This window comes from Litorivita sp. NS0012-18 (assembly GCF_040371945.1).
Lineage (GTDB): Bacteria > Pseudomonadota > Alphaproteobacteria > Rhodobacterales > Rhodobacteraceae > Litorivita.
In genome coordinates, this window is sequence record NZ_BAABWS010000001.1 from 253,095 (window position 1) to 276,850 (window position 23,756).

At 59.9% G+C, this 23,756-nt stretch carries 21 protein-coding genes; 14 read left to right on the forward strand and 7 right to left on the reverse strand.

Annotation, left to right across the window (positions count from 1 at the left end; genetic code table 11):
- Nucleotides 1-59 precede the first annotated feature (59 nt).
- On the forward strand, nt 60-1,283 hold the full coding sequence (locus ABWV64_RS01240; RefSeq protein WP_353342444.1) for an acyl-CoA dehydrogenase: 1,224 nt from the start codon (nt 60-62) through the stop codon (nt 1,281-1,283).
- An 87-nt stretch (nt 1,284-1,370) separates the two neighbouring features.
- Nucleotides 1,371-3,557 carry a dehydrogenase E1 component subunit alpha/beta gene (locus ABWV64_RS01245; protein ID WP_353342445.1) on the forward strand — a complete coding sequence of 729 codons (2,187 nt, stop codon included), beginning with the start codon at nt 1,371-1,373 and terminating at the stop codon, nt 3,555-3,557.
- Between the two features lie 221 nt (nt 3,558-3,778).
- Here the strand turns inward: ABWV64_RS01245 and ABWV64_RS01250 are convergent, their stop codons facing one another.
- Nucleotides 3,779-5,071 carry a glycerate kinase type-2 family protein gene (locus ABWV64_RS01250; protein WP_353342446.1) on the reverse strand — a complete coding sequence of 431 codons (1,293 nt, stop codon included), beginning with the start codon at nt 5,069-5,071 and terminating at the stop codon, nt 3,779-3,781.
- Between the two features lie 226 nt (nt 5,072-5,297).
- On the opposite strand from ABWV64_RS01250, the gene ABWV64_RS01255 reads away from it, so the two are divergent.
- Entirely contained in the window at nt 5,298-6,053 is a 756-nt protein-coding gene (locus tag ABWV64_RS01255) for a LuxR family transcriptional regulator (RefSeq protein WP_353342447.1), read from the forward strand.
- Nucleotides 6,054-6,449: 396 nt separating this feature from the next.
- On the opposite strand, the gene tsf is transcribed toward ABWV64_RS01255, so the two are convergent.
- The 3 genes from tsf to ABWV64_RS01270 all read right to left on the reverse strand — a co-directional run bounded on the left by tsf (nt 6,450) and on the right by ABWV64_RS01270 (nt 9,567).
- Nucleotides 6,450-7,325 carry a translation elongation factor Ts gene (tsf, locus tag ABWV64_RS01260; RefSeq protein ID WP_353342448.1) on the reverse strand — a complete coding sequence of 292 codons (876 nt, stop codon included), beginning with the start codon at nt 7,323-7,325 and terminating at the stop codon, nt 6,450-6,452.
- Nucleotides 7,326-7,404: 79 nt separating this feature from the next.
- Nucleotides 7,405-8,181 carry a 30S ribosomal protein S2 gene (rpsB, locus tag ABWV64_RS01265; protein ID WP_353342449.1) on the reverse strand — a complete coding sequence of 259 codons (777 nt, stop codon included), beginning with the start codon at nt 8,179-8,181 and terminating at the stop codon, nt 7,405-7,407.
- Nucleotides 8,182-8,406: 225 nt separating this feature from the next.
- Entirely contained in the window at nt 8,407-9,567 is a 1,161-nt protein-coding gene (locus tag ABWV64_RS01270) for a HupE/UreJ family protein (protein WP_353342450.1), read from the reverse strand.
- On the opposite strand from ABWV64_RS01270, the gene ABWV64_RS01275 reads away from it, so the two are divergent.
- The 4 genes from ABWV64_RS01275 (at nt 9,560) to ABWV64_RS01290 (ending at nt 13,113) form a co-directional block, all read left to right on the forward strand.
- Nucleotides 9,560-10,375: a DUF4198 domain-containing protein gene (locus ABWV64_RS01275; protein WP_353342451.1), complete on the forward strand. Its 816-nt coding sequence runs from the start codon at nt 9,560-9,562 to the stop codon at nt 10,373-10,375. The genes ABWV64_RS01270 and ABWV64_RS01275 overlap by 8 nt on opposite strands.
- A 103-nt stretch (nt 10,376-10,478) precedes the next feature.
- A complete protein-coding gene (locus tag ABWV64_RS01280; RefSeq protein ID WP_353342452.1) occupies nt 10,479-11,414 on the forward strand; it encodes a PfkB family carbohydrate kinase in 936 nt (311 codons plus the stop codon).
- A complete protein-coding gene (locus tag ABWV64_RS01285) occupies nt 11,411-12,337 on the forward strand; it encodes a pseudouridine-5'-phosphate glycosidase (RefSeq protein WP_353342453.1) in 927 nt (308 codons plus the stop codon). Before ABWV64_RS01280 ends, ABWV64_RS01285 begins: the two co-directional genes overlap by 4 nt.
- Before the next feature lie 95 nt (nt 12,338-12,432).
- On the forward strand, nt 12,433-13,113 hold the full coding sequence (locus ABWV64_RS01290) for a DUF502 domain-containing protein (protein WP_353344444.1): 681 nt from the start codon (nt 12,433-12,435) through the stop codon (nt 13,111-13,113).
- Nucleotides 13,114-13,154: 41 nt separating this feature from the next.
- Here ABWV64_RS01290 and ABWV64_RS01295 read toward each other — a convergent pair whose 3' ends face one another.
- Both ABWV64_RS01295 and ABWV64_RS01300 read right to left on the reverse strand, forming a co-directional pair.
- A complete protein-coding gene (locus tag ABWV64_RS01295; RefSeq protein WP_353342454.1) occupies nt 13,155-14,189 on the reverse strand; it encodes a patatin-like phospholipase family protein in 1,035 nt (344 codons plus the stop codon).
- A gap of 66 nt (nt 14,190-14,255) precedes the next feature.
- On the reverse strand, nt 14,256-15,041 hold the full coding sequence (locus ABWV64_RS01300; protein WP_353342455.1) for a 3-hydroxybutyrate dehydrogenase: 786 nt from the start codon (nt 15,039-15,041) through the stop codon (nt 14,256-14,258).
- Nucleotides 15,042-15,395: 354 nt separating this feature from the next.
- On the opposite strand from ABWV64_RS01300, the gene ABWV64_RS01305 reads away from it, so the two are divergent.
- The 7 genes from ABWV64_RS01305 to ABWV64_RS01335 all read left to right on the forward strand — a co-directional run bounded on the left by ABWV64_RS01305 (nt 15,396) and on the right by ABWV64_RS01335 (nt 22,712).
- A complete protein-coding gene (locus ABWV64_RS01305) occupies nt 15,396-17,207 on the forward strand; it encodes an extracellular solute-binding protein (protein WP_502902582.1) in 1,812 nt (603 codons plus the stop codon).
- 2 nt (nt 17,208-17,209) lie between these two features.
- Nucleotides 17,210-17,332 (forward strand): entericidin EcnA/B family protein, encoded by a 123-nt coding sequence (locus tag ABWV64_RS01310; RefSeq protein ID WP_353342457.1) that lies wholly within the window; start codon nt 17,210-17,212, stop codon nt 17,330-17,332.
- Between the two features lie 40 nt (nt 17,333-17,372).
- Nucleotides 17,373-18,908, forward strand: a complete 1,536-nt coding sequence (locus tag ABWV64_RS01315) for a class I adenylate-forming enzyme family protein (protein WP_353342459.1) — start codon at nt 17,373-17,375, stop codon at nt 18,906-18,908.
- A 106-nt stretch (nt 18,909-19,014) separates the two neighbouring features.
- The gene (locus ABWV64_RS01320; protein ID WP_353342460.1) at nt 19,015-19,653 is read left to right on the forward strand and encodes a DsbA family oxidoreductase; all 639 of its coding nucleotides are present in this window, start codon (nt 19,015-19,017) and stop codon (nt 19,651-19,653) included.
- Nucleotide 19,654: 1 nt separating this feature from the next.
- Nucleotides 19,655-20,032, forward strand: a complete 378-nt coding sequence (locus tag ABWV64_RS01325; protein WP_353342461.1) for a potassium channel family protein — start codon at nt 19,655-19,657, stop codon at nt 20,030-20,032.
- A gap of 143 nt (nt 20,033-20,175) precedes the next feature.
- Nucleotides 20,176-21,384, forward strand: coding sequence for an MFS transporter (locus ABWV64_RS01330; protein ID WP_353342462.1), 1,209 nt, complete (start codon nt 20,176-20,178; stop codon nt 21,382-21,384).
- A 104-nt stretch (nt 21,385-21,488) separates the two neighbouring features.
- Nucleotides 21,489-22,712, forward strand: a complete 1,224-nt coding sequence (locus tag ABWV64_RS01335; protein WP_353342463.1) for an NADP-dependent isocitrate dehydrogenase — start codon at nt 21,489-21,491, stop codon at nt 22,710-22,712.
- A 117-nt stretch (nt 22,713-22,829) separates the two neighbouring features.
- Here the strand turns inward: ABWV64_RS01335 and ABWV64_RS01340 are convergent, their stop codons facing one another.
- Nucleotides 22,830-23,705, reverse strand: coding sequence for an NAD(P)-dependent oxidoreductase (locus tag ABWV64_RS01340; RefSeq protein WP_353342465.1), 876 nt, complete (start codon nt 23,703-23,705; stop codon nt 22,830-22,832).
- Nucleotides 23,706-23,756: the final 51 nt, after the last annotated feature.

Below are 23,756 nucleotides of genomic sequence, written 5' to 3' on the forward strand. Positions count from 1 at the left end.
AGGAAAAATACCTCACGAAAACTCATGATTGGCGCACCGCGCCGCTAGGGAGAGAGACCATGACCGACAGCAAACCCCATCTGCGCGCCAAAGATGCCCCCGATCTGGGCGGTTTTGATTGGCAAGACCCGTTCCGCTTTGAAGAGCAGCTCAGCGAAGACGAGCGCATGATCATGCAAAGCGCGCGCGCCTATGCGCAGGAAAAACTGCAAACCCGCGTCACCGAAGCCTTTGCCAAGGAGACCACCGATCCGGAGATTTTCCGCGAAATGGGCGCTATGGGCCTGTTGGGCGTCACCACGCCCGAACAATACGGCGGGCTGGGCGCGGGCTATGTCTCTTACGGCCTCGTGGCACGTGAAGTCGAGCGCGTAGATAGCGGATATCGTTCGATGATGTCGGTTCAATCGAGCCTCGTCATGTATCCGATCTATGCCTATGGCAGCGAAGAACAGCGGATGAAATACCTGCCCAAACTGTCCTCGGGCGAATTTATCGGCTGCTTTGGCCTGACCGAACCGGACGCCGGATCGGACCCCGCTGGCATGAAAACCCGCGCCATTAAGACCGAGGGCGGCTATCGCCTCAAGGGCTCGAAAATGTGGATTTCCAACAGCCCCATCGCCGATGTTTTCGTCGTCTGGGCAAAATCCGAAGCCCATGGCGGCAAAATTCGCGGATTTATCCTTGAGAAGGGGATGAAAGGCCTGTCGGCGCCGAAAATCGAAGGCAAAATGAGCCTGCGCGCCTCGATCACCGGCGAGATCGTCATGGATGACGTCGAGGTCGGCGAGGACGCGCTATTGCCCCATGTCGAAGGCCTCAAAGGGCCCTTTGGCTGTCTCAACCGCGCCCGCTACGGGATCAGCTGGGGCGTGCTTGGCTCGGCCGAATTCTGCTGGCACGCGTCGCGCCAATACGGGCTGGACCGCCATCAATTCAACCGTCCTTTGGCGCAAACGCAGCTTTACCAAAAGAAGCTCGCCGATATGCAAACCGAGATCAGCCTCGGCCTGCAGTCCAGCCTGCGCGTCGGTCGTTTGATGGATGAGGCCAAGGCCGCGCCGGAGATGGTTTCGATCGTCAAACGCAACAATTGCGGCAAGGCGCTCGACATCGCGCGCCTCTCGCGCGACATGCATGGCGGCAACGGGATTTCGTTGGAATACCAAGTCATTCGCCATATGGTGAACCTTGAAACGGTCAACACCTATGAAGGCGCACATGATGTGCATGCCTTGATCTTGGGCCGTGCCCAAACCGGCTTGCAGGCCTTCTTCTAAGGCTTTGCAAACTGTCCCCGCGAGGGGTTTGCAAATTGGCGGCGCGGCACAGGTCCGCGCCGCGTCATCTCCAGCGGGAGGCCCGCAATGGACCGCGCCGAAATCGTGCATCAGAATTTCTTGTCCCGTGTGGCGCAGGGCGATTTGCCCACCCTCGGTGCGCTCAAAGCCGCCGAAGCAGGGCTTGATCACGCCGCATTGATACAGATTTTCCGCGCGCAGGTTCTCAGCCGCCAACTCGACCGTATCTCGCGCAAAATGCAAGCCGAGGGGCAGGGGTTCTATACCATCGGCTCCTCCGGCCATGAGGGCAATGCCGCGATTGCCGCCGCCTTGCGCCCCACCGATCCGGCGTTTTTGCATTACCGCGACGCGGCCTTTCAGATCGCCCGCGCAGGCCAGATCGACGGTCAAGACCCGCTCACCGATACGCTGCTTAGCTTTGCCTGCGCCATGGAGGACCCGATCAGCGGCGGACGCCATAAGGTATTGGGATCAAAGGCATTAAACATCCCGCCGCAAACCTCGACCATCGCCAGCCATCTGCCCAAAGCGGTCGGCGCCGCCTATTCCATCGGGCTGGCGCGCCGCGTTCCGCCGATGAGCGCGCAATATGCGCCGGACGCCGTGGCCTTTTGCAGCTTTGGCGATGCCTCGCTCAACCATTCGACCGCCCAGGGCGCGCTCAACACCGCCGCTTGGACCTCCTATCAAAACGTGCCGTTGCCGTTGATATTTGTCTGCGAAGACAATGGCATAGGGATTTCTACAAAATCCCCCGCCGGATGGGTTGCGGCCAATTTGAACCCGCGGGTCGGGCTTGAGTATATCGCCTGCAACGGGCTTGATATTGTCGAAACCTTTGCCGCGACCACACGCGCCGCACAGATCGCGCGGGGGCGCAAAAAACCGGTGGTGCTTCACAGCCGCTGCGTGCGGCTTTACGGCCATGCAGGGCCGGATGTCGAAGCGGCTTACCGGCCCAAATCCGAGATCGAAGCCATCGAGGCCGACGATCCCTTGCTGCATACGGCGGCGCGGCTTTTGGGCGAAGGCGCGGCAACAAAAAATGAGATACTGGATATATATCAAGAGATTGAAGCGCAAACTTCACGCGCGGCGCGTGAGGTGATCAAACGCCCGCGCCTGCAAACCGCAGCGCAAGTCATGGCGTCCATCGTCCCGCCCAAACGCGAGGCGCCGCGCCCGAACGCGCCCTCAAGCGAGGCGCGCGAGGCCAGCTTTGGCGCCGCCGATATGCGCGCTTTTGCTGCGCCGCAACCGATGAACAAGCTGATCAACCTCGGCCTATCCGATCTGATGCTCACCCATCCCGAAATCATCATGGCAGGCGAGGATATTGGCCGCAAAGGCGGGGTTTACGGCATCACCAAAGGGTTGCAAGCACGGTTTGGCGAGGCGCGCATGATCGACACTTTGCTGGACGAGCAAAGCATCCTCGGCCTTGCCATCGGATTGGCGCACAACGGCTTTATCCCCATGCCCGAGATCCAGTTTCTGGCCTATTTGCACAATGCCGAAGACCAGATCAGGGGCGAGGCCGCGACATTGCCGTTTTTCTCCAACGGGCAATTCAGCAACCCGATGGTGTTGCGCATCGCGGGGCTTGGCTATCAAAAAGGCTTTGGCGGGCATTTTCACAATGACAATTCGCTCGCCGTTCTGCGCGATATTCCTGGCATCATTATCGGATGCCCCAGCGACGGCGCCGAGGCGGTCAAAATGTATCGCGAGGCACTGCGTCTGGCGCGCGAAGAGCAGCGCGTCGTTGTGATGATCGAACCGATTGCGCTTTATCCGATGCGCGATCTGCACCGTGAGGGCGACGGTGGATGGATGCGCCATTATCCCGAAGCGGGCGAGCGCGCGCCGCTCGGCACGCTGGGCATTTCGGGGCAGGGCGAGGATCTGGCCATCGTCACCTATGGCAATGGTGTCTACCTGAGCGAACAGGCGCGGCCCGAGATTGCGGCTGACCTGCGGGTGATCGATCTGCGCTGGCTGGCGCCATTGGCGCAATCCGCGCTGCTTGAGGCGGTGAGCGGCTGCAAACGCGTGCTCATCGTCGATGAATGTCGCAAGACCGGCGGACAAGGAGAGGCTTTGGCCGCACTCTTTGCGCAGCATCTCGATGTGCCAGTTGCCACCTACGCCGCCGAGGACAGCTTTATCGCGACCGGCCCCGCATATGGCGCGACGCTGCCCAGCCGCGACGGTATCATCGCCGCCGCCAACGCGCTTTTGCGACGATAGGGCTTTGGGCGGCCTTGCGGTGGGCCAGTGGCAGGACGTGATCGACCTTCCTCAGGGCGCGTGACGTTTCAAAGCTTAGCGCAACGCTCTTGTTCAAGCCAAGTGTGCAAGGGGCGGGTCGCTATATGGCGTATAGCGCGAGTTATCATAGGGCCGTCACTACATCGTATAATCAGTATTATGTAATATTTTGAGGTGGGAGAGAGATGCTAAGAGTCCCCTCAGACCTTAGCTTCTATTAGTATTGCTTTGAAATCATTGACATTTGTCAATGTCGGCCCCGTCAACACCTGATCGCCAATCGCTTTGAAAAAAGAGTGCGCATCATTGCGTGCCAAAGCCTCTTGCGGATCCAGATGTGTCACACGGGCCTTGTCGATGGTTCGCGGTGAAACCACCGCACCTGCGACTTCTGCGGCGCCATCGACGCCGTCAGTATCACAGGCCAACGCATGAATGCCCGCGGCCCCGTCCAAGGCCATGGCAAGCGCCAAACAATATTCGGCGTTCGGCCCGCCAATCCCGTCGCCGCGCCGCGTGACCGTCAATTCACCGCCCGAGAGCAAAAGCACGGGCGCGCCGTCTGGCGTAAGCTGGGATTGGATGTCGCGCGCCAGTTGCGCGTGATGTGCCGCGATCTCTCGCGCCTCGCCCTCCAGCGCATCGCCTAGCATGCGCACATCAAGGCCCGCGATACGCGCGCGGGCCAGCTGCGCCGCCGCCTCAAGCGACTGCGCCGGCGCGGCATAGATGACATTGGTGACGGTGCGCAGCCTCGGATCCTCCGGAGCGACCACACCGCTACCGCGGCCCAATGCCTCGATCACCGACCTCGGCGCGTCAATACGCCAGCGCTGCAAAACCTCCAGCGCATCTTGCGGCGTGCTCGGATCGCCAACCGTTGGCCCCGAACCGATAAAGGCCGGATCATCGCCCGGAACGTCAGAGATCATTAAACAGTGCATAGGTGCCGGATGGGCCCGCGCCGCCAGTTGACCGCCTTTGACACGGCTGAGATGTTTGCGCAGCGTATTCATCCGGTCAATCGGCGCACCGGAAGCCAGCAACGCCTTGTTTACATTTTGTTTTTCCTCAAGCGTAATCCCGTCGCATGGCGCCACCAAAAGCGAAGATGCCCCGCCAGAAATCAGTGCGAGAACCATGTCTTGCGCGCCCAGTCCGTCCAGAAGGTCAAGCATCCTCTCGGTTGCCGCCTGCCCTGCGGCATCCGGCACCGGATGGCTGGCTTCGACGATTTCAATGCCCTGACATGGGCGGCCATAACCGTAGCGCGTGATCACCAAGCCTTCGCATGGCCCCCACGATGCCTCGACCGCCTCGGCCATACGGGCGCTGGCTTTGCCTGCGCCGATCACCACAAGACGCCCCGCGCCACGCGTGGGTTTTGCGGGCAAATGCACGGCCAAGGAGCGCATCGGATCGGCCACTTCGACCGCACGATCAAACAAGTCGCGAAGAAATTTCTTCTGATCTAGCAAAGAATTGCCCACCATTCTTAATGCGATGCCCCTGCCCGCGCGCGGCCTATCATCCAAGCCTTATACTGCACCGCGCCATGCCGAAAAGAAAACCCCGATCACGGTCCACACCGCGATTTTCCATGCGCGGCTGCCGCACCCGCGCGTCAATCACTAAATTATGGTCAAATCCCTCCTCTCATGGTATTGCGAGAAACCAAACATTCACCCCTTGCCTGTGCCCCACTCGAAGGAGACCTCGATGAGCCGCATTTTGCACCTTGAAGCCCTCACCAATGCGCAAAGCATTGAAGAGCTTTGGGATATGCATTGTCGCAAGATGGAGGAATACGGGTTCGACCGGCTGCTTTACGGGTTCACACGCTACCGCACGACCAATGGGCTTGGCGATCCCGAGGATTTTGTCGTTCTGACCAATCACAGCCCTGAATATACCGATGTATTCATGGGCCAAGGCCTGTATTTCCATGCGCCGATGGTCAAATGGGCGCTCGAGCATGAAGGCGCGGCCAGTTGGCGCATCGCACTCGATATGCTCAGCACGGGAACAATGACGGAAAGCGAGCGTCGGGTGGTCGATTTCAATCGCTCGATGGGCGTCACCGCAGGCTATTCGGTCAGCTTCAAATCAATCTCGCCGCGCACCAAAGGCGCGATTGCCCTGACGGCGCGCAAGGGGCTGAGCCAAGACGAAGTCGATGCCACATGGGAGCGTTTTGGCCATGAAATCATGGTGATGAACAACATTGTTCATCTGAAAATCATGACCCTGCCCTATGCGGGTCCGGGGCGCGGTTTGACCAAACGCCAGCGCGAGGCGTTGCAATGGGTCGGGGATGGCAAAACCACCCAAGACATCGCGACGATCATGGGGCTGACCTCGGCGACGATTGAAAAACACCTGCGTCTGGCGCGTGAGGCGCTCAATGTGGATACCACGGCGCAAGCGGTGCTCAAAGCGGCCTTTCAAAACCAGATGTTCGTGGTCGAGGCCTGAGGAAGACGCGATTTGCGCAGATCAATATTGCGCCAACCCCTTGTTTTTCGTCATATTTGACAAATTTCCCACCGCTTTCCCCTTGTTTTGACCACAAGGTAAGGATTCCCTGACTTTCTTAACGTGAGGTAAATAAGGCATCGTAGCGGTGTTCCGTGAGTGGTGGCCTAAGGCCTGGGAACATGGACGTAAACCCTTGTGATTTCAGGGCTCTTTGCGTTCTCCGGACAATCCGGAACTGTCGGCCCGGGGGCGTATGTTCCGCTCTCGGGTCGGCGCCCTTACCTTTCGACCGACCTCATCCCCAATGCGCCGGTGAGAAAGGAAAACGGCGCCGCGGTGTTACCTCCCGCGGCGCCGTTTAATTTTCAATCGCTTAGAGCGCGAAGCTCAAGCTTAGCCTTTGGCGGCTTTGGCCACTTCGGCGGCAAAATCTTCTTTTGCCACTTCGATGCCTTCGCCCACTTCGAGACGAACAAAACCGGTGATTTCAACACCTGCTTCTTTTGCCGCCGCTTCAACGGTCAAATCGGGGTTCACCACAAAAGCCTGACCAAGAAGCGTCACTTCGGCGAGGAACTTTTTCATCCGGCCAACGATCATTTTCTCGATCACGGCTTCGGGCTTGCCGCTTTCGCGTGCAATGTCCATTTGAACGTTTTTCTCTTTTTCAACAAAGGCCGGATCCAGATCCGCTTCGCTCAGCGAGGCAGGGTTGGCCGCGGCGATATGCATCGCAACCTGACGGCCAAAGGCTTCGTTGTCGCCCTTGATCGCGACGAGAACGCCGATTTTGCCCATGCCTTCGGCCGCAGCATTGTGCACATAGGACACGACTTGCTCGCCTTCGATGGCGGCCATACGGCGCACCGACATGTTTTCGCCGATGGTGGCGATTTTGTCGGTGATGATGGTTTCGACGGTTTTGCCGTTGATTTCAGCGGCTTTGAGCGCGTCGATGTCGGCCACGTTTTGCGCTGCACCCGCGATCGAGGCCACCATGGCTTGGAATTCGGCGTTTTTACCAACAAAGTCGGTTTCCGAGTTCACTTCGACGGCAACACCTTTGCCACCCTCGACCGAGACGGCCACAAGGCCTTCGGCGGCGGTGCGGCCGGATTTCTTGGCGGCTTTTGCCAAACCTTTGGTGCGCAGCCAGTCGATTGCCGCTTCCATATCACCGTCGGTTTCGGTCAACGCTTTTTTCGCGTCCATCATGCCTGCGCCGGATGTGTCGCGCAGTTCTTTAACCATTGCAGCTGTAATCGCCATCTTGGTTCTCCTAATTTCGGTTGGGTATCAAACAGATGTAGGGGCGCTGATACGCGCCCCTCATGTCAGTTTCGTAACCTTACGCGTCTGCTGCGGCTTCGGCTGGGGCTGCGGCCTCTTCGACGGGCGCTTCTTCGAGCGCGCCAAGATCAACACCTGCGGCGCCCATCTGTGCGGTCATACCGTCCAAAGCGGCGCGGCTGATCAGATCGCAGTAAAGCGCAATCGCGCGGGCCGCGTCGTCGTTGCCCGGGATGATGTAATCAATGCCGTCGGGCGAGCAGTTGGTGTCGACGATGGCAACAACCGGAATGCCCAGCTTGTTGGCTTCGGCAATGGCCAAAGCTTCTTTGCGCACGTCGATGACGAAAAGCAGGTCCGGCACACCGCCCATATCGCGGATACCGCCGAGCGAGGCTTGCAATTTGCCTTGGTCGCGCTCCATGCCCAGACGCTCTTTCTTGGTGAGGCCTTCTGCGCCCTCTTCCAATTTCGCGTCGATTTCCTTGAGGCGGTTGATCGACTGCGACACGGTTTTCCAGTTGGTCAACGTGCCACCGAGCCAGCGGTGGTTCATGTAGTATTGCGCGGCCTTTTCAGCGGCTTCGGCAATCGGGCCTGCGGCCTGACGCTTGGTGCCGACGAAAAGAACGCGGCCGCCTTTGGCGACGGTTTCGCGCACAACGTTCAATGCTGCGTCGAGCATCGGAACCGTTTGCGTCAAATCCATGATGTGGATGCCGTTACGCGCGCCATAGATGAACTCGCCCATGCGGGGGTTCCAACGCTGCGTCTGGTGGCCAAAGTGAACGCCTGCTTCGAGAAGCTGGCGCATGGTGAACTCGGGAAGAGCCATGTCCGTTTCCTTTCCGGTTTTGCCTCAGCGGGGATCAGAGCCTATGCTCAACCGGCGGACCTTTGAGGATTTCTCCCTCATCGGCCCAGCCCCGCCTGCGGGATTGAATGGCGCGCGTATAGAGGGCTTGCCGCTGCCCCGCAAGAGAAAACATGCCCTTTGGCGCATTATTCCATGCCCTTTGAGCGCATCCCCTAAAGGTATGGCGGTCGCGGCGCAGCGGCCTTAGAAAAATACCCGCTCGACAAACCAATAAGCGCCAATCGCCGCAATCACCAAAGAGGCAGGCGTGGCAATGCGCGCCTGATACCACGGTTTTTTGCGAAACCACGCGCCAACGGCCAAAAAGGCCAAGGCAATAACGGTCAATTGTCCAAGCTCCACGCCGACATTGAACCCGATGAGCGCCGGAACAAACTGGCCCTCGGGCAGGCCGAACTCCCCCAAAACCGAGGCAAAACCAAGCCCGTGCAGCAGACCGAAGCCGAAAATCACCACCGGCCTGAACCGTGTCAGATGGCCCAAGAACACATTCTCCAACGCGACATAGACAATCGACGCAGCGATCAACGGCTCGACAATACTGCCCGGCACCGTGACCCACCCCATCGCGCCCATGGCCAAGGTCACCGTATGCGCCAAGGTAAAGGCGCTGACCTGCCACAAAAGCGGGCGCAGATGGGTGCTAAGGAAAAACAGCCCCAAGACAAACAGGATATGATCCAGACCCAAGGGCAGAATATGCTCGAACCCGACGGGGATATATTGCCCGAACGCCGCCCAAGCCCCGATGGCAGAGCCGCCCCCAAGAGCAATCGCATCGCTGATCTGCCCGCCGCCGAGCGTGCCGGTATAGGCCGCCTCGACCCCGTTCTGGCGCAAGATCAACCGCCCGTAGCCCGCGCCCCAAGACAGCTGCACCGCCTCGGCCCGCGGCGGCACATCGCCGGTCAATTGCAAGGTCGCGGCGCGCGCCACCTCCGCCGATCCGGGGTCTTCGATGCTGATTTCCTCCAAGGACAGCGGCGCGGCAGCCCCGTCAATCAACACAACCACCCCCTTGGCCAGATCGGGCCAGCGCGCCTTGAGCCTCTGCTCCAACGCTTCGGGCGGCAAAGCGCGCAAGGCATCATAATCCTCGGCTTGCGGCGCCTCATTGGTGTCGCTGACCTGATCGAGATCGATCCCCGCAAGCAAGGCCTCGGGGTTGATCCGCAACTGCATTTGCAACACGCCTGCCTGCACCTCGAAATCGGCAATCGAGGGGCTGACCTCATGCGCCTGCGCGCCGCCGCCGCCCGCCAAAGCGGCGATCACGAAAACGGCACTGGCGATGATGCCCCTTGACTTGGCGCACAATCCGGCCAGCTTTCTGAATATGTTCAACGTCATAAAATCCCTCGTCGCGCTTGGCGCATTTTCATTTGGCACATCTGCGGCCTTGCCCGCGCTGTCCCATGAATTCTGGCTCGAACCAAAAGAGTTTCAAGTCGAAAGTGGCGCGCCGGTCATTGCGGACCTGCGCAATGGCGAAAACTTCAAAGGCATCACCTTGCCGTTTTTCGACTCGCGCAGCACGCGGCTCGAGATCTGGCAAGACGGCGCGCCGCGCGAGATTGCGGCCCGCAACGGCGATTTACCCGCCGCGGCTACCGCCGCAAACGACGGGCTGGCCGTCTTGGTGCATGAAACCGGACTGAGCACCATCACCTATAAGGACGGTGCCAAATTTCTCAAATTTGTCAAACACAAAGACCTCGAAGCTCAGGCGCGCACCCATGCCGAACGCGGCCTGCCCGCCGACGGGTTTGCAGAAGTTTATAAGCGGTTTTGCAAAGCCCTCGTCGCCATTGGCGCGGGCAAGGGCGCGGATGTGGTGACCGGTATGGAAACCGAATTTGTGGCCCTCGCCAACCCCTATACCGATCGCGGCCCCCTGCCCGTGCGGCTGCTCTACCAAGGCGCGCCGCGCCCCGATGCGCAGATCGAGGTGTTCGAGCGCGCCGCGGATGGCACGGTCAATGTCTATCTCTTGCGCACCGATGCTTCGGGCGAAGCCATGGTGCCCGTCAAACCTGCGCATGACTACCTGCTCGATGCGGTGGTCTTGCGCGTGCCCGACGCGGCGCGGGCCGCGGATTATGATGCGGATTGGGAAACCCTATGGGCCTCGCTCGCCTTTTCTACGCCCTAGCCCGAGCAAGCAGCCCCCATTAGACCAATCGGTCCAGCGCCGGAACGCCTTAAATCTTGCCCTGCATCTTGCGCAAGCCCGCGCCGCGCGGCATGACAGAACCATGAGCCATGATCCTTCCCTCGAATCCGCCCCCGCGCCCCATGACATTTTGTGCATCGGCAGCGTTTTGTGGGACGTGATCGGGCGCACGGATCGTCCCATGCGCCTTGGCCATGACCTGCCCGGTCGGATATCCCAAATCCCTGGCGGGGTGGCGCTCAATATCGCCATGACCCTCACCCGCTTTGGTCTGCGCCCCGCGCTGCTGAGCGCCTTAGGCCGCGACGTGATGGGCGACACGCTGATCGCTGAATGTGCGGCGATGGGGCTTGAGACGGGCTATATCTTCCGCTCCGAGGACCACCCCACCGACCGCTATATGGCAATCGAGAGCGCTGGCGGCCTTGTCGCCGCCATCGCCGACGCCCATTCACTTGAGGCCGCTGGAGCCCTGATCTTGGAGCCGCTGCGCGATGGCCGCTTGGGCCGCGCCAGCGCCCCCTATGAGGGGCCGGTCGCCTTGGATGGAAACCTCACCCTCGCGCTGTTGACCGAGATCGTAGCCATGCCGGAGTTTGCAAAATGTGATCTGCGAGTCGCCCCCGCATCCCCCGGAAAGGCGGAGCGATTGAAGCCGTTTTTCAACCACTTGAACACCACTCTTTATGTAAATATCGAAGAGGCAAGCCTGTTGTGCGGCGCCGAATTTGCACAAGCGACAGAGGCGGCATCGGCGCTTTTGCAAAGGGGCGCAGCCCGCGCTTTGGTCACGGACGGCGCCCACGCCGCGGCGATGGCCAGCACCGATGGACTGCTCACGCTCGCCCCGCCGCAAGTCACCGCGCGCCGCATCACGGGGGCCGGCGACACCTTCATGGCCGCCCATATCGCCGCCGAACTGGCGGGCCAATCCGCCGAGCCCGCATTGCAATCGGCCCTGAGCGCCGCCGCCGCCTATGTCGCCGATGCACCCCAACACAGCGAGATCGCCAAATGACCCTGCCCGCTTTTGTCCACCTCTCACCCGAAGTCGCCAAGGCGCGCGCCGAAAAGCGGCCCATCGTGGCGCTCGAAAGCACCATCATCACCCATGGCATGCCCTATCCGCAAAACCTCGACATGGCCCGCGCGGTCGAAGCCGAAGTGCGCAGCGGCGGGGCGGCTCCCGCGACCATCGCAGTGCAGGGCGGGGCATTGAAAATCGGGCTGAGCGACACGGAGTTGGAGCAGCTCGCCCAAACACCGCAAGCGCGCAAGCTCAGCCGCGCGGACCTCGCGGCCTGTATTGCCAGCGGCGAGGCCGGCGCCACCACCGTGGCCGCGACGATGATCGCGGCAGAGCTGGCCGGCATTCGCGTGTTTGCCACCGGCGGCATTGGCGGTGTTCACAAAGGCGCCGAGCAAAGCTTTGATATCTCTGCCGATTTGCAAGAACTGGCGCAGACTTCGGTGACCGTTGTTTGCGCGGGAGCCAAGGCAATCCTCGACATGCCCAAGACGCTCGAGGTCTTGGAAACCTTGGGCGTTCCGGTGATCACCTATGGGCAGGATGCCTTTCCCGCGTTTTGGTCGCGCAGCTCCGGACTGCCCTCGCCCCTGCGACTAGACCGACCGGTCCAGATCGCGCAATCCCACCTCACCCGCCTCGCGCTTGGGCTAACCGGCGGGCAATTGGTCGCGAATCCGATCCCCGAAGAGGACGAGATCCCAGCCGAAGTGATGATCCCCTTGATCGAGGCCGCCCAAGCCGAGGCCGAGGTCCAAAATATCCAAGCCAAAGCCGTCACGCCGTTTTTGCTGGGCCGGATTTTCGAGCTAAGCGACGGGCGCTCTTTGCGCTCGAACATCAAGCTGGTGCTCAACAACGCCCGCCTCGGCGCGGCAATCGCCTGTGAAATGAGCGCTTTGGAACAAAAATAAGCGTTCAATCGCGCGAAACCGGCCCCTGCCCCATTGCCGATGCTCTCGCCTGCCCCTAGGTTCAGCCGAGTAAGTAAACAGAGATGACCCATCACATGACCGAGCCGTTTCAGGATTTCAACCACCCCAAGCCGCGGCTTCTGGCGCGTCTGCGGTCGAGTTTTCTGACCGGATTGGTGGTCATTCTACCGGTGGGTTTGACGATCTGGTTGATCTGGACGCTGTTCGGATGGGTCGACGGGTTTGTTTTGCCTCTGGTCCCCGACAGCGTGCAGCCGGAAAAATATATCGGCATCAATTTGCGCGGCGTCGGCGTGATCTTCTTCTTGCTCTTCACGATTTTCATCGGCTGGATTGCCAAGGGGCTGTTGGGCCGCTCGATGATCCGATGGGGTGAAAACCTCGTGGGGCGGATGCCGGTCGTGCGCTCGATCTACTCGGGCGTCAAACAGATCGCGGAAACCGTATTTGCCCAAACCGAGCGCAGCTTTGAAACCCCCTGTTTGGTGCAATATCCGCGCAAGGGCATCTGGGCGATCGGCTTTATTTCGACCAAGGCAAAGGGCGAAATTGCCGAGCGCGCCGAAACCTCGGGCGAGCTTTTGTCGGTCTTTGTGCCAACCACGCCCAACCCGACATCGGGGTTCTTACTGTTCTTTCCGCGCGAGGATGTGATCGATCTGGACATGAGCGTGGAAGAGGCGGCGAAACTGGTGATCTCGGCAGGGCTTGTCTATCCCAATGGCGACAAAGCGGATCACGCTGACGTGGGTTAAGCTTTAGCTTCGCCAAGCAAGCCCATCATCTTAAACGAGAATTACCCAAACATTTCCCGCAGATCGACGCTGCTTTTGCGGCCCAGATCCGCGCGATGCGCGTCAAGAAATTCACCCGCTGCCTTGCGCCCCGCCGTCTTGAGCGAGGCTAACAGATAGGGGTTGGGCATCATTTTGGTGGTCTGCGACAACCCGCGCATAAATTCGTCATCCCCGACCATATGCACCAAGACCTGTTTCATCTGGCCCCGCGCCACCTGCCCGTCCGCGATCAGGCGCTGCACAAATTCGATGGCCCGCAATTCGCGCAGCAGCGATGAATTGAAGCTGATCTCGTTGATCCGGTTCTGGATTTCTTGCGCCGAGACCGGCAAGGCCTTGCGCTCCAGAGGATTGAGATTCACGATAAGGATATCATCGGGTAGCGCCATATCAAACAAAGGAAAAAGCGCCGGATTTCCGCTGTATCCCCCGTCCCAATAGGGCACGATTTCTCCGCTTGCGGGGTCTTCAATCTCGACCGCCTTGAACAAGGTTGGCAAACAGGCGGAGGCGAGGATCGCGTCGGTGTTGATATCTGTGCCGCTAAAGACGCGGATTTTTCCGGTATGCACATTGGTCGCGCCGACAAACAATTGCGGCCCGTCTTGGGCGCAGACATGCTCATAATGGAACTGATCCACCACGTCTTTGAGCGGGTTCGAATAAAGCGGGCCGTAACTATAGGGCGTGGTCAGCCGGGTGAAGGCATCGCCCATGCTCGCCGCCCAAACATTTGACATCGCCGAGGCGACATGGGCGGGGCTGGGCAAGAATCCGGTCATCCAATGGGGGAGCCGCAGATCGTTGAGCGCGCCCATTTGCGCCCAAAGCCAATCGAGATTCTCGCGCGCGCCCTCGCGCCCGCCGCGCAGCCACCCCGATTTGAACGCCGCCCCGTTGAGCGCCCCCGCCGAGGTGCCCGAAATCGCTGCCACCTCGATATCCTCGTCCTCCAAAAGGCGGTCCAACACCCCCCAAGTAAAGGCCCCATGCGCGCCGCCGCCCTGCAAGGCCAAATTGATCCGGATCGCCATATGTCTTTCCTTCCAAGGCTTTACACTACAGGGCGCCGCACTAGACCGTTCGGTCTAGCGCCAGGTCTACAGGGCGGTCCAACCGCCATCGACGCTAATGGTGGTGCCGGTAATTTGCGCCGCCGCATCCGAGCACAAGAACACGGCCGTGCCGCCCAATTGCTCGACCGTGGCGAATTCTTTGGACGGCTGGCGCTCGAGCATCACCTTCTCGATCACCTCATCGCGCTCCATCCCGTATTTCTTCATCGTATCGGGGATTTGCGCCTCCACCAGCGGGGTCAACACATAGCCCGGACAAATCGCATTGGCGGTGATCGGCTCGCGCGCGGTCTCCAGCGCCACGACTTTGGTCATGCCGACGATCCCGTGTTTGGCCGCCACATAGGCCGATTTATAGGGCGAGGCGGTCAGCCCATGGGCCGAGGCAATATTGACCACGCGCCCCCAACCGGCCTTGCGCATCATCGGCAGGGCCGCAGCCGTGGTGTGATAGGCCGAAGACAGGTTGATCGCGATGATCGCATTCCATTTGTCGGCCGGAAATTCATCAATCGGCGCAACATGCTGGATGCCCGCATTGTTGATCAAAATGTCGCATGCCCCCGCCTTTTCGATCAAGGCGCGGCAGGCCTCGCCGTCGGACATATCGGCTTGGATATAGCGCGCCTCGACACCGGTGACATCCGCAATCTCTTGGGCCAAAGCGTGGTCCTCATCGCGGTCGGTGAATGAGTTGAGGACAACATTCGCCCCCGCCTTGGCCATTTCCTTGGCAATCCCCAACCCGATGCCCGAGTTCGATCCGGTGATGACGGCTGTTTTCCCGCTGAGCGGTCCGTTGAGTGACATTTTTTGCCTCCAATTGCTTTCTTTCTACAGAGTAGATGCTGCGCCTGCGAAATCAAATGCCGGATTTGTGATGGCACAGATTCGCGCAGCTCGCGTTAAGGAGAAACACCGCCCGCAGATGCCCAAGCCATCGCGCCAAAGCAAAGCATAGTTGAGCGCAGGCAAAAAAAAACGCCAGCACGAAGCTGGCGTTAAGTTATTGAGGCAGGTTTCATACAGGCAAGAAACCTATCGAGCAGTGACCTCTTTATAAGCAATTGCGCGCCGCTCTCCAAGCTAAAAGTTTGAAAACCCACAAAAGCCCCGTTAGGTTCACGGTTAATAAAACAAGGGCAGAGCAGGATTGTTGCACATATGAGGCCAGTATTTTTCCGTCTGCGGCGGCTTAAAATCGCCGCTCTGTGCATCCTATCGGCCGTGCCGAGCGCCTCTCTTGGCGCGCCGCAACATGGCATAGCTATGTATGGCGACCCTGCCCTTCCACAGGATTTTGTGTCTCTCCCCTACGCCAACCCCGATGCGCCCAAGGGCGGGCGCATTGTCACGGGCAATACCGGCGGCTTTGACAGCCTCAATCCCTTCACCCTCAAGGGCACCGCGCCGTGGCAATTGCGGTTTATGGGGTATGAATCCTTGATGGGCCGGTCCTATGACGAAGCCTTCACGCTGTACGGTCTGTTGGCCGAATCTGTCGAGGTCGGCCCGAATCGGCGCTGGGTCGAATTCACCCTGCGCGAGGAGGCGCGTTTTTCCGACGGCGCCCCCGTCACGGTCGAGGATGTGATCTGGTCCTTCGAGGTTCTGGGGCGCGAGGGTCACCCGCGCTATCGCGGCTTTGCAAAGCAAACCGAAGAGATCCGCCAAACCGGCGCGCGCAGCCTGCGCATCACCTTTAACACCGAAGACCGCGAACTGGCGCTGATCGCGGGGCTGCGTCCGATTTTGCAAAAGGCACAGTTCGATGGCGTGGATTTTGCAAACTTCACCGGCCTGCCGATCGGATCAGGCCCCTATGTGGTGGACGACTTTGAGTATGGCCGCGCGATAACGCTCGATCGCAACCCCGACTATTGGGGCCGCGATCTGCCCCTGCGGCGTGGGACCAACAACATCGACAAGGTCCAGATCGAGTTTTTCGGCGATGCCACGGTTCTGTTCGAAGCCTTCAAAGCGGGCGAATTGACGGTTCTACGCGAAGACAACGCCGAAAAATGGGAAACCCAGTATGATTTTCCCGCGGCCGTGCGCGGCGACGTGATTCAATCGCAAATCTCGCATAAAAAACCCTCGCGCATCACCGGATTGGTGATGAACACCCGCCGCCCGCCCTTTGATGACATCCGCCTGCGCGAGGCTTTGATGCAGGCCTTCAATTTCGAGTTCATCAACGACACGCTCACCGGCGGACGGCAACCGCGCGTGACCTCCTATTTCTCCAATTCGGAGCTGGCGATGCAAGCGGGCCCCGCCACGGGCAAAACCCGCGATCTGCTGATGCCCTTTGCCGATCAGCTTCCGCCGGAGGCCCTGGAGGGATATGCTCTGCCCGTTTCCGATGGAAGCGCGCGCAATCGCAAAGGCATCCGGCGCGCCATGAAAGCCTTGGAAGAAGCGGGATGGACGGTGCAGGAAGGAACTTTAACAAAAGACGGCAAGCCTTTGTCTTTTAATATCCTTCTGCGCCAAGGCAGCGGCGACACCCGCGCCATTGTCGATCTTTATATCCAAGCGCTTGCGCGGCTCGGCATCACGGCCGCCATCGAAACCATCGACAACGCCCAATATGAAGCGCGCCAAGCCGAGTTTGATTTCGACATGACTTATTTCCGGCGCGATCTCTCGCTCAGCCCTGGCAATGAGCAACGCTATTATTGGGGCTCTCAGGCCGCCGATACCAACGGATCGCCCAACCTTATGGGCCTCAAAAGCCCCGCTGCCGATGCGATGATCGATGCGCTTTTGACCGCGACCGAACGCGAGGATTTTCTTGCCGCCGCGCGGGCGCTCGACCGTGTGCTGACCACCGGCCGCTATGTGATCCCGTTTTACCAATTCAACCTTTCGCGCATCGCGCATAGCAAAAACCTTCACTTCCCCGCCGCGACCCCCATATACGGGGACGGGGTGTGGTTCATGCCCGAAGTCTGGTGGTATCAGGAGAATTAACAATGCCGCTTAAATCGATAGCCAGTGTCATTTTGCTTGCCGCCGCCCTCGCGGGCTGCGCCACTGTCGAAGGCTTGGGCCGCGATATTTCCGGCGGAGCGCAGCGCGCCTCGAACTGGTTCTAGAGCGCTTGTCTCGCCCGCAGGCAGGGCATAGAACGATGTCATGACATCGCTTTTTGACGCCGGCCCCTTCGCGCCTTGCCCCGCCCCGTTCAACCTTGCCGCCTATGTTCTCGCCCATGCGCGCGATATGGGCGAAAAGCCCGCGCTCGAAATTTTGCACCCTGATCATGTCGAACGCTGGAGCTATGGCGCGCTGGAATCTGCTGTGCGCGGGATCGCCACAGGCCTGCTGGCGCGCGGATTAAAGTCGGGTGACAAGATATTGATGCGGCTGGGAAATACCGTTGACTTCCCGCTCTCTTACTTAGGTGCGATCACGGCGGGCATGGTGCCCGTGCCCACATCGGCGCAGCTCACGGCGCGCGAAGTCTCCAAGATGGTGAGCAGCCTTGCGCCCGCCGCCATCCTCTATAGCGACGGCATTGCCCTGCCCGAAAACAGCGGCTGCCATCAGATCGGGCAGGCCGAATTGAAACAAATGCACGCCCTGCCGCCCGCCGATTTTGATATGGGTGATCCCGAACGCTTGGCCTATATCGTCTACACCTCCGGCACCTCCGGTCAGCCGCGCGCCGTCTGCCATGCGCACCGCGCGATTTGGGCGCGCCGGATGATGCATGAGGGCTGGTATGGGCTGCGCGCCTCGGACCGCTTGCTCCATGCGGGCGGGTTCAACTGGACCTTTACCCTTGGCACCGGATTGATGGATCCGTGGAGCCTTGGCGCGACGGCATTGATCCCCGCCGAGGGCACCGATCCCGCCACCCTGCCCGATCTCTTGCGCGAACATAAGGCCAGCATTTTTGCCGCTGCACCAGGGGTTTATCGCAAGATGTTAAACCATCCCGATTTCCCCGACCTGCCGGATCTACGGCACGGTCTGGCCGCCGGAGAAAAGCTCTCCGCCCCGCTCAGGGCCGCATGGCACAGCGCCACCGGCGGGCAAATCTACGAGGCCTATGGGATGTCCGAATGCTCGACCTTTATCTCGTCCAGCCCAAGCGCCCCCGCGCATGACGGCGCGATCGGACGCCCGCAAACCGGCCGGCGAGTCGCCCTGATCGACGCCGAGACCGGCGATATCGTCCCGCGCGGCAGCGCCGGAACCATCGCTGTGCACCGCTCTGATATGGGGCTCATGCTTGGCTATTTCGGCGCCGAGGACGAGACCGCCGCGAAATACGCGGGCGACTGGTTTATGACCGGAGATCAAGGCGTTATGGATGAGAACTCAGAGATTTCCTATCTTGGCCGTCTTGATGATATGATGAATGCGGGCGGGTTTCGCGTCTCGCCGCTGGAGGTCGAAGCGGCGCTCTTGCCCCACCCACAAATCCACGAGGTCGGCGTGATCGACATCGAGGTCAAACAGGGCGCCAGCGTGATCATGGCCTTCTACACCAGTGACGAAGAACTTGACGAAGAGGCGCTCGGCGCCTTTGCCGCCACGCGTCTGGCGCGCTACAAACAGCCGCGCGCCTATATCCGCCTGCCGCATCTGCCGCTCAACCCCAATGGCAAACTGTCGCGCCGCGCGCTCAAGAGTGAACACGAAGCGCGCCTGCGCGGCGCGTGACTTTGCAAACCTGCGGCGCGCCCTGTTTGCAAATCCTTGCGCGGCAATTGCCTCTTCCCCTTTGAGCGCGCGGCCCTTACCAAGGATGGGTGCAAAAGGAGGCCCTATGGTCAAGCTCGATATTATCTCTGATCCGATCTGCCCGTGGTGCTTTATCGGCAAGGCGCAGCTTGATCGCGCCCTCGAAGCGCGCCCCGACCACCCCTTTGTGATCGAATGGCATCCCTTCCAGCTCAACCCCGAAATGCCGCCCGAAGGCATGGACCGGCGCGCCTATCTGGAGGCGAAATTCGGCGGTAAGGAAGGCGCGATTGAGGTTTACGGCAAGATCGCCGAACATGCGCAAAGCATCGGTTTGGAGATCGACTTTGGCGCCATCACCCGCACGCCCAATACATTTGATGCGCATCGGCTGATCCATTGGGCGAAGGTAGAGGGCAAACAAACCGCCGTTGTCTCGCGCCTCTTTGCCGCCTATTTCCAACAAGGCCGCGACATCGGGCAGGCGGATGTTCTGGCCGATATCGCCGATAGCGTTGGCATCGACGCCTCGCTGGTGTTGCGGCTTCTGGATTCTGATGCGGATCGCGCCGAACTAACCGAACGCGAGACACAATTTCGCAACATGGGGGTGAATTCGGTCCCCACGCATATCATCGCCAGCCAACACGCCGTCCCCGGCGCTCAGCCAACCGCGCTTTGGACGCAGGTGATGGAGGATATCGCCGCGCAGCAGGAGGCGTAAGATGCGGATATTCAACGCTTTTGCCCTGTTTGCCACTGTGATGGTGATCGTGGCGGGCGGCACCGTATTCTTTCGTCATGTCGAGGGCTGGTCATGGCTCGACAGTTATTTCTTTACCGTGGTGACGCTCTCGACCGTTGGATATGGCTCCATCGTGCCCGCCACGGCGCTTGGGAAAATCGGCACAACCGTGTTCATCTTTCTCGGGCTGGGCGTCTTTGCCGTCGCGCTGCAGCAATTCGGAGCCTTTGCTGCCCGCAAGCGCGAGGAACACACCGAATGGTTGGTCGCGCAACTGGGTCATGGTCATCACAACCGCCGCAAACCAACGGACCCCAAGGCCGATAACGCAAATGATGCGCCCTCGCATGACGCCTAAATCTGGCGACTAGACCAATTGGTCCACACACGATATGCACGACGCCAGTCTGTGGATTTTCGCACAGAGCAATGGCAGGCGCGCCCTCTGGCGCCGCGCCGCAGCAAGTGTTAGGCCCATAGAGGCAAACCGCCGGAGCCCCTATGATCCCCAAACTGACATCGCGCGCCGAATTTATCGCCCTGATGGCCATGATGGTGGCGACCGTCGCCTTTTCGGTCGATTCGATGCTGCCCGCCTTGCCGCAGATCGCCCGCGAGTTGACCCCAGATCATATCAACCAAGCACAATTCATCATCGCCGCTTTTGTCATCGGCATGGGCATTGGCACGTTGTTCACCGGCCCTTTGTCCGACAGCTTCGGGCGCAAGCCGATGATCATCGCGACGGCGGCGCTCTATATTTTGGGGGCGGCGCTGAGCTATTTTGCCCCCACCATCGAAATGATGATCGCCGCACGGTTCTTGCAAGGCCTCGGCGCCGCCGGTCCGCGCACCATCTCGCTGGCGGTAATCCGTGATCTGTATTCGGGCCGCGAAATGGCGCGTTTGATGTCCTTTGTCATGATGGTGTTCACCATGATACCCGCGGTCGCCCCGATGATCGGCCTTGGGATTATGGCCGTGACCGGATGGCGCGGCATTTTCCTCGCCTTTATCGCCTTTTCGCTGATCTCGGTGCTGTGGATGGGGCTGCGCCTTGACGAGCCTTTGCCCAAGGCCCGCCGCCGCCCGCTGAACTTGCGCCAGCTTGCCACAGCCACGCGCGAGATGCTTTCGATCCCCATGGTGCGCCAATCCATATTGGTGCAAACCATGTGTTTTGCCATGCTGTTTTCATCTATCACAATGATCCAGCAAATCTTTGATTTAACATTCGAAAAATCCACTTCCTTCACCTTTTGGTTCTTTGCCATGGCGCTTTGCGTTGCGGCTGCCAATATGCTCAACGCCGCGCTTGTGGTGCGCTTTGGCATGTGGCGCATGGTCACCGGCGTCTTGGCGGCGATGATCCTCGCCAGCGCGCTGATGCTGGCCTTTTACGCCTCCGGCCCCGCACTTGGCGCGCTCTTTGCGGCCTATCTTGCGTGGCAATCCATTGTGTTTTTCCAAATGGGTCTGACCTTGGGCAATCTCAACGCGCTGGCGATGGGGCCTCTTGGCCATATCGCGGGGCTTGGCTCCTCCATCATCGGCGCGGTCTCGACCCTTGGCGGGGCGGTTTGCGGCGCCGCCGTCGGGCAACTTTTCGACGGCACGCCCATGCCTTTGATCCTCGGGGTGAGCGCCATGTCGATCTGCGGATTTGTCACCATGCTGCGGATGAACAGCATTGAGGCGCGCGCCGCCTGAATCTACACATTCTGTATAGGTTTGCCCGCTAGCTTCCCCAAATGCGGCACATGCGTTAGCGTAAACGCGGCCACGGCCCGCGAAATCTGGGAAGGATCGCTCATATGTCAAAGATCAAAGTAGAGAACCCCGTTGTCGAACTCGACGGCGATGAAATGACCCGCATCATGTGGCAATTCATCAAGGACAAGCTGATCCTGCCCTATCTGGATGTCGATCTGGAATACTACGATCTGGGGATGGAGGCGCGCGACGAGACTGGCGATCAAATCACGATCGACGCCGCCGAGGCGATCAAGGCGCGTGGCGTCGGCGTCAAATGCGCCACCATCACGCCGGACGAGGCCCGCGTCGAGGAATTCGGCCTCAAGAAAATGTGGCCCTCGCCCAATGGCACCATCCGCAACATCCTCGGCGGTGTGGTCTTTCGCCAACCGATCATTTGCCGCAATGTGCCCCGCCTCGTGCCTGGATGGACCAAACCCATCGTCATCGGCCGTCATGCCTTTGGCGATCAATATAAAGCCAGCGATTTCAAATTCCCCGCCGCGGGCAAGCTGACGATGAAATTCGTCGGCGAGGACGGCACTGTGATCGAGCGCGATGTCTATGATGCGCCCTCCTCGGGGGTTTTCATGGGCATGTATAACCTTGACGCCTCGATCCGCGATTTCGCCCGCGCGTCCTTGAACTACGGCTTGATGATGGGCTGGCCGGTCTATCTGTCGACCAAAAATACCATTTTGAAACAATACGATGGGCAGTTCTTGCAGATCTTCCAAGAGATCTATGAGCAAGAATTCGAAGAGGCCTTCAAAAAAGCCGGCATCTGGTATGAGCACCGGCTGATCGACGATATGGTCGCCTGCTGTATGAAATGGAACGGCGGTTTTGTTTGGGCCTGCAAGAACTACGACGGCGATGTGCAATCCGATACGGTGGCCCAAGGTTTTGGCTCGCTGGGTCTCATGGCCTCGCAACTCATGACGCCGGATGGCAAAATCGTGGAGGCCGAAGCCGCCCATGGCACCGTCACCCGCCACTACCGACAGCACCAAAAGGGCGAGGCCACCTCGACCAACTCCATCGCCTCGATCTACGCGTGGACCGGCGGGCTCAAGCACCGCGCCAAGCTCGACGACAACGCGGCGCTCAAAACCTTTGCCGAAACCTTGGAGCGCGTGGTGGTCGAAACCGTCGAGAGCGGTTTCATGACCAAAGATCTCGCCCTCTTGGTCGGGCCGGATCAAAAATGGCTCACCACCATGGGGTTCTTGGAGAAAATCGACGAGAACCTCGGCAAAGCCCTCGACGCCGCCCTCGCCTGACGCTTTGCAGGTTCGCCAAATATCCTCGCCGAAGGCATCAAAATAACGCAAAAGACCGGCCTTCAAAGGCCGGTCTTTTTCAATTTAACAACAGCTTAGCCAGCTAGACCGATCAGTCTATTCGCCTGTATCGCTCAGCCGTTTGATCAGGCTCGATGTATCATAGCGCCCGCCGCCCATGCGCTGCACGTCTTTGTAGAACTGATCCACCAAAGCCGTCACGGGCAGGCTTGCGCCGATCTCGTCCCCCGTAGACAGGCAAATTCCAAGATCCTTGCGCATCCAATCCACCGCGAACCCGTGTTCGAACTCACCGTCCAGCATCGTCTCATAGCGGTTTTGCATCTGCCAACTGCCCGCCGCGCCTTGCGAGATCACTTCGACCACCTTACGCCCGTCCAAACCGGCTTTCTGGGCGAAATGCAAGGCTTCGGACAGCCCCTGCACCAGCCCCGCAATCGCAATCTGGTTGCACATTTTGGTCATCTGCCCCGCGCCGCTCTCGCCCAATCGTTTGCAGATTTTCGCATAGGCGGCAATCACCGGTTCGGCCTTTGCAAAGGGCGCGGCATCGCCGCCGCACATCACCGACAGCGCGCCGTTCTCGGCCCCTGCCTGACCGCCCGACACCGGCGCATCGATGAAATCTATGCCTTTTTCCTTCGCCGCCGCATAAAGCTCGGCGGTCACCTTGGCCGACACCGTGGTGTGATCGACAAAGATCGCCCCCGCCTGCATCCCCGCAAAGGCGCCCTGCTCGCCCAAACAGACCGCGCGCAAATCATCATCATTGCCCACGCAAGCCATCACGAACTGCGCCCCCTGCGCCGCCGCGCGCGGGGTCGGTGCATCGGCCCCGCCATAGGCACTAGACCAATCGGTCGCCTTGCGCTGCGTGCGGTTATAGACTGTGACCTCATGGCCCGCCTTTTGCAAATGCCCCGCCATCGGGTAGCCCATCACGCCAAGCCCCAAAAATGCACATTTCGTCATCGACTTTCCCCTTGCGTTGATCCTGTCTAAAAGGTTGTGAAACCGTGACGC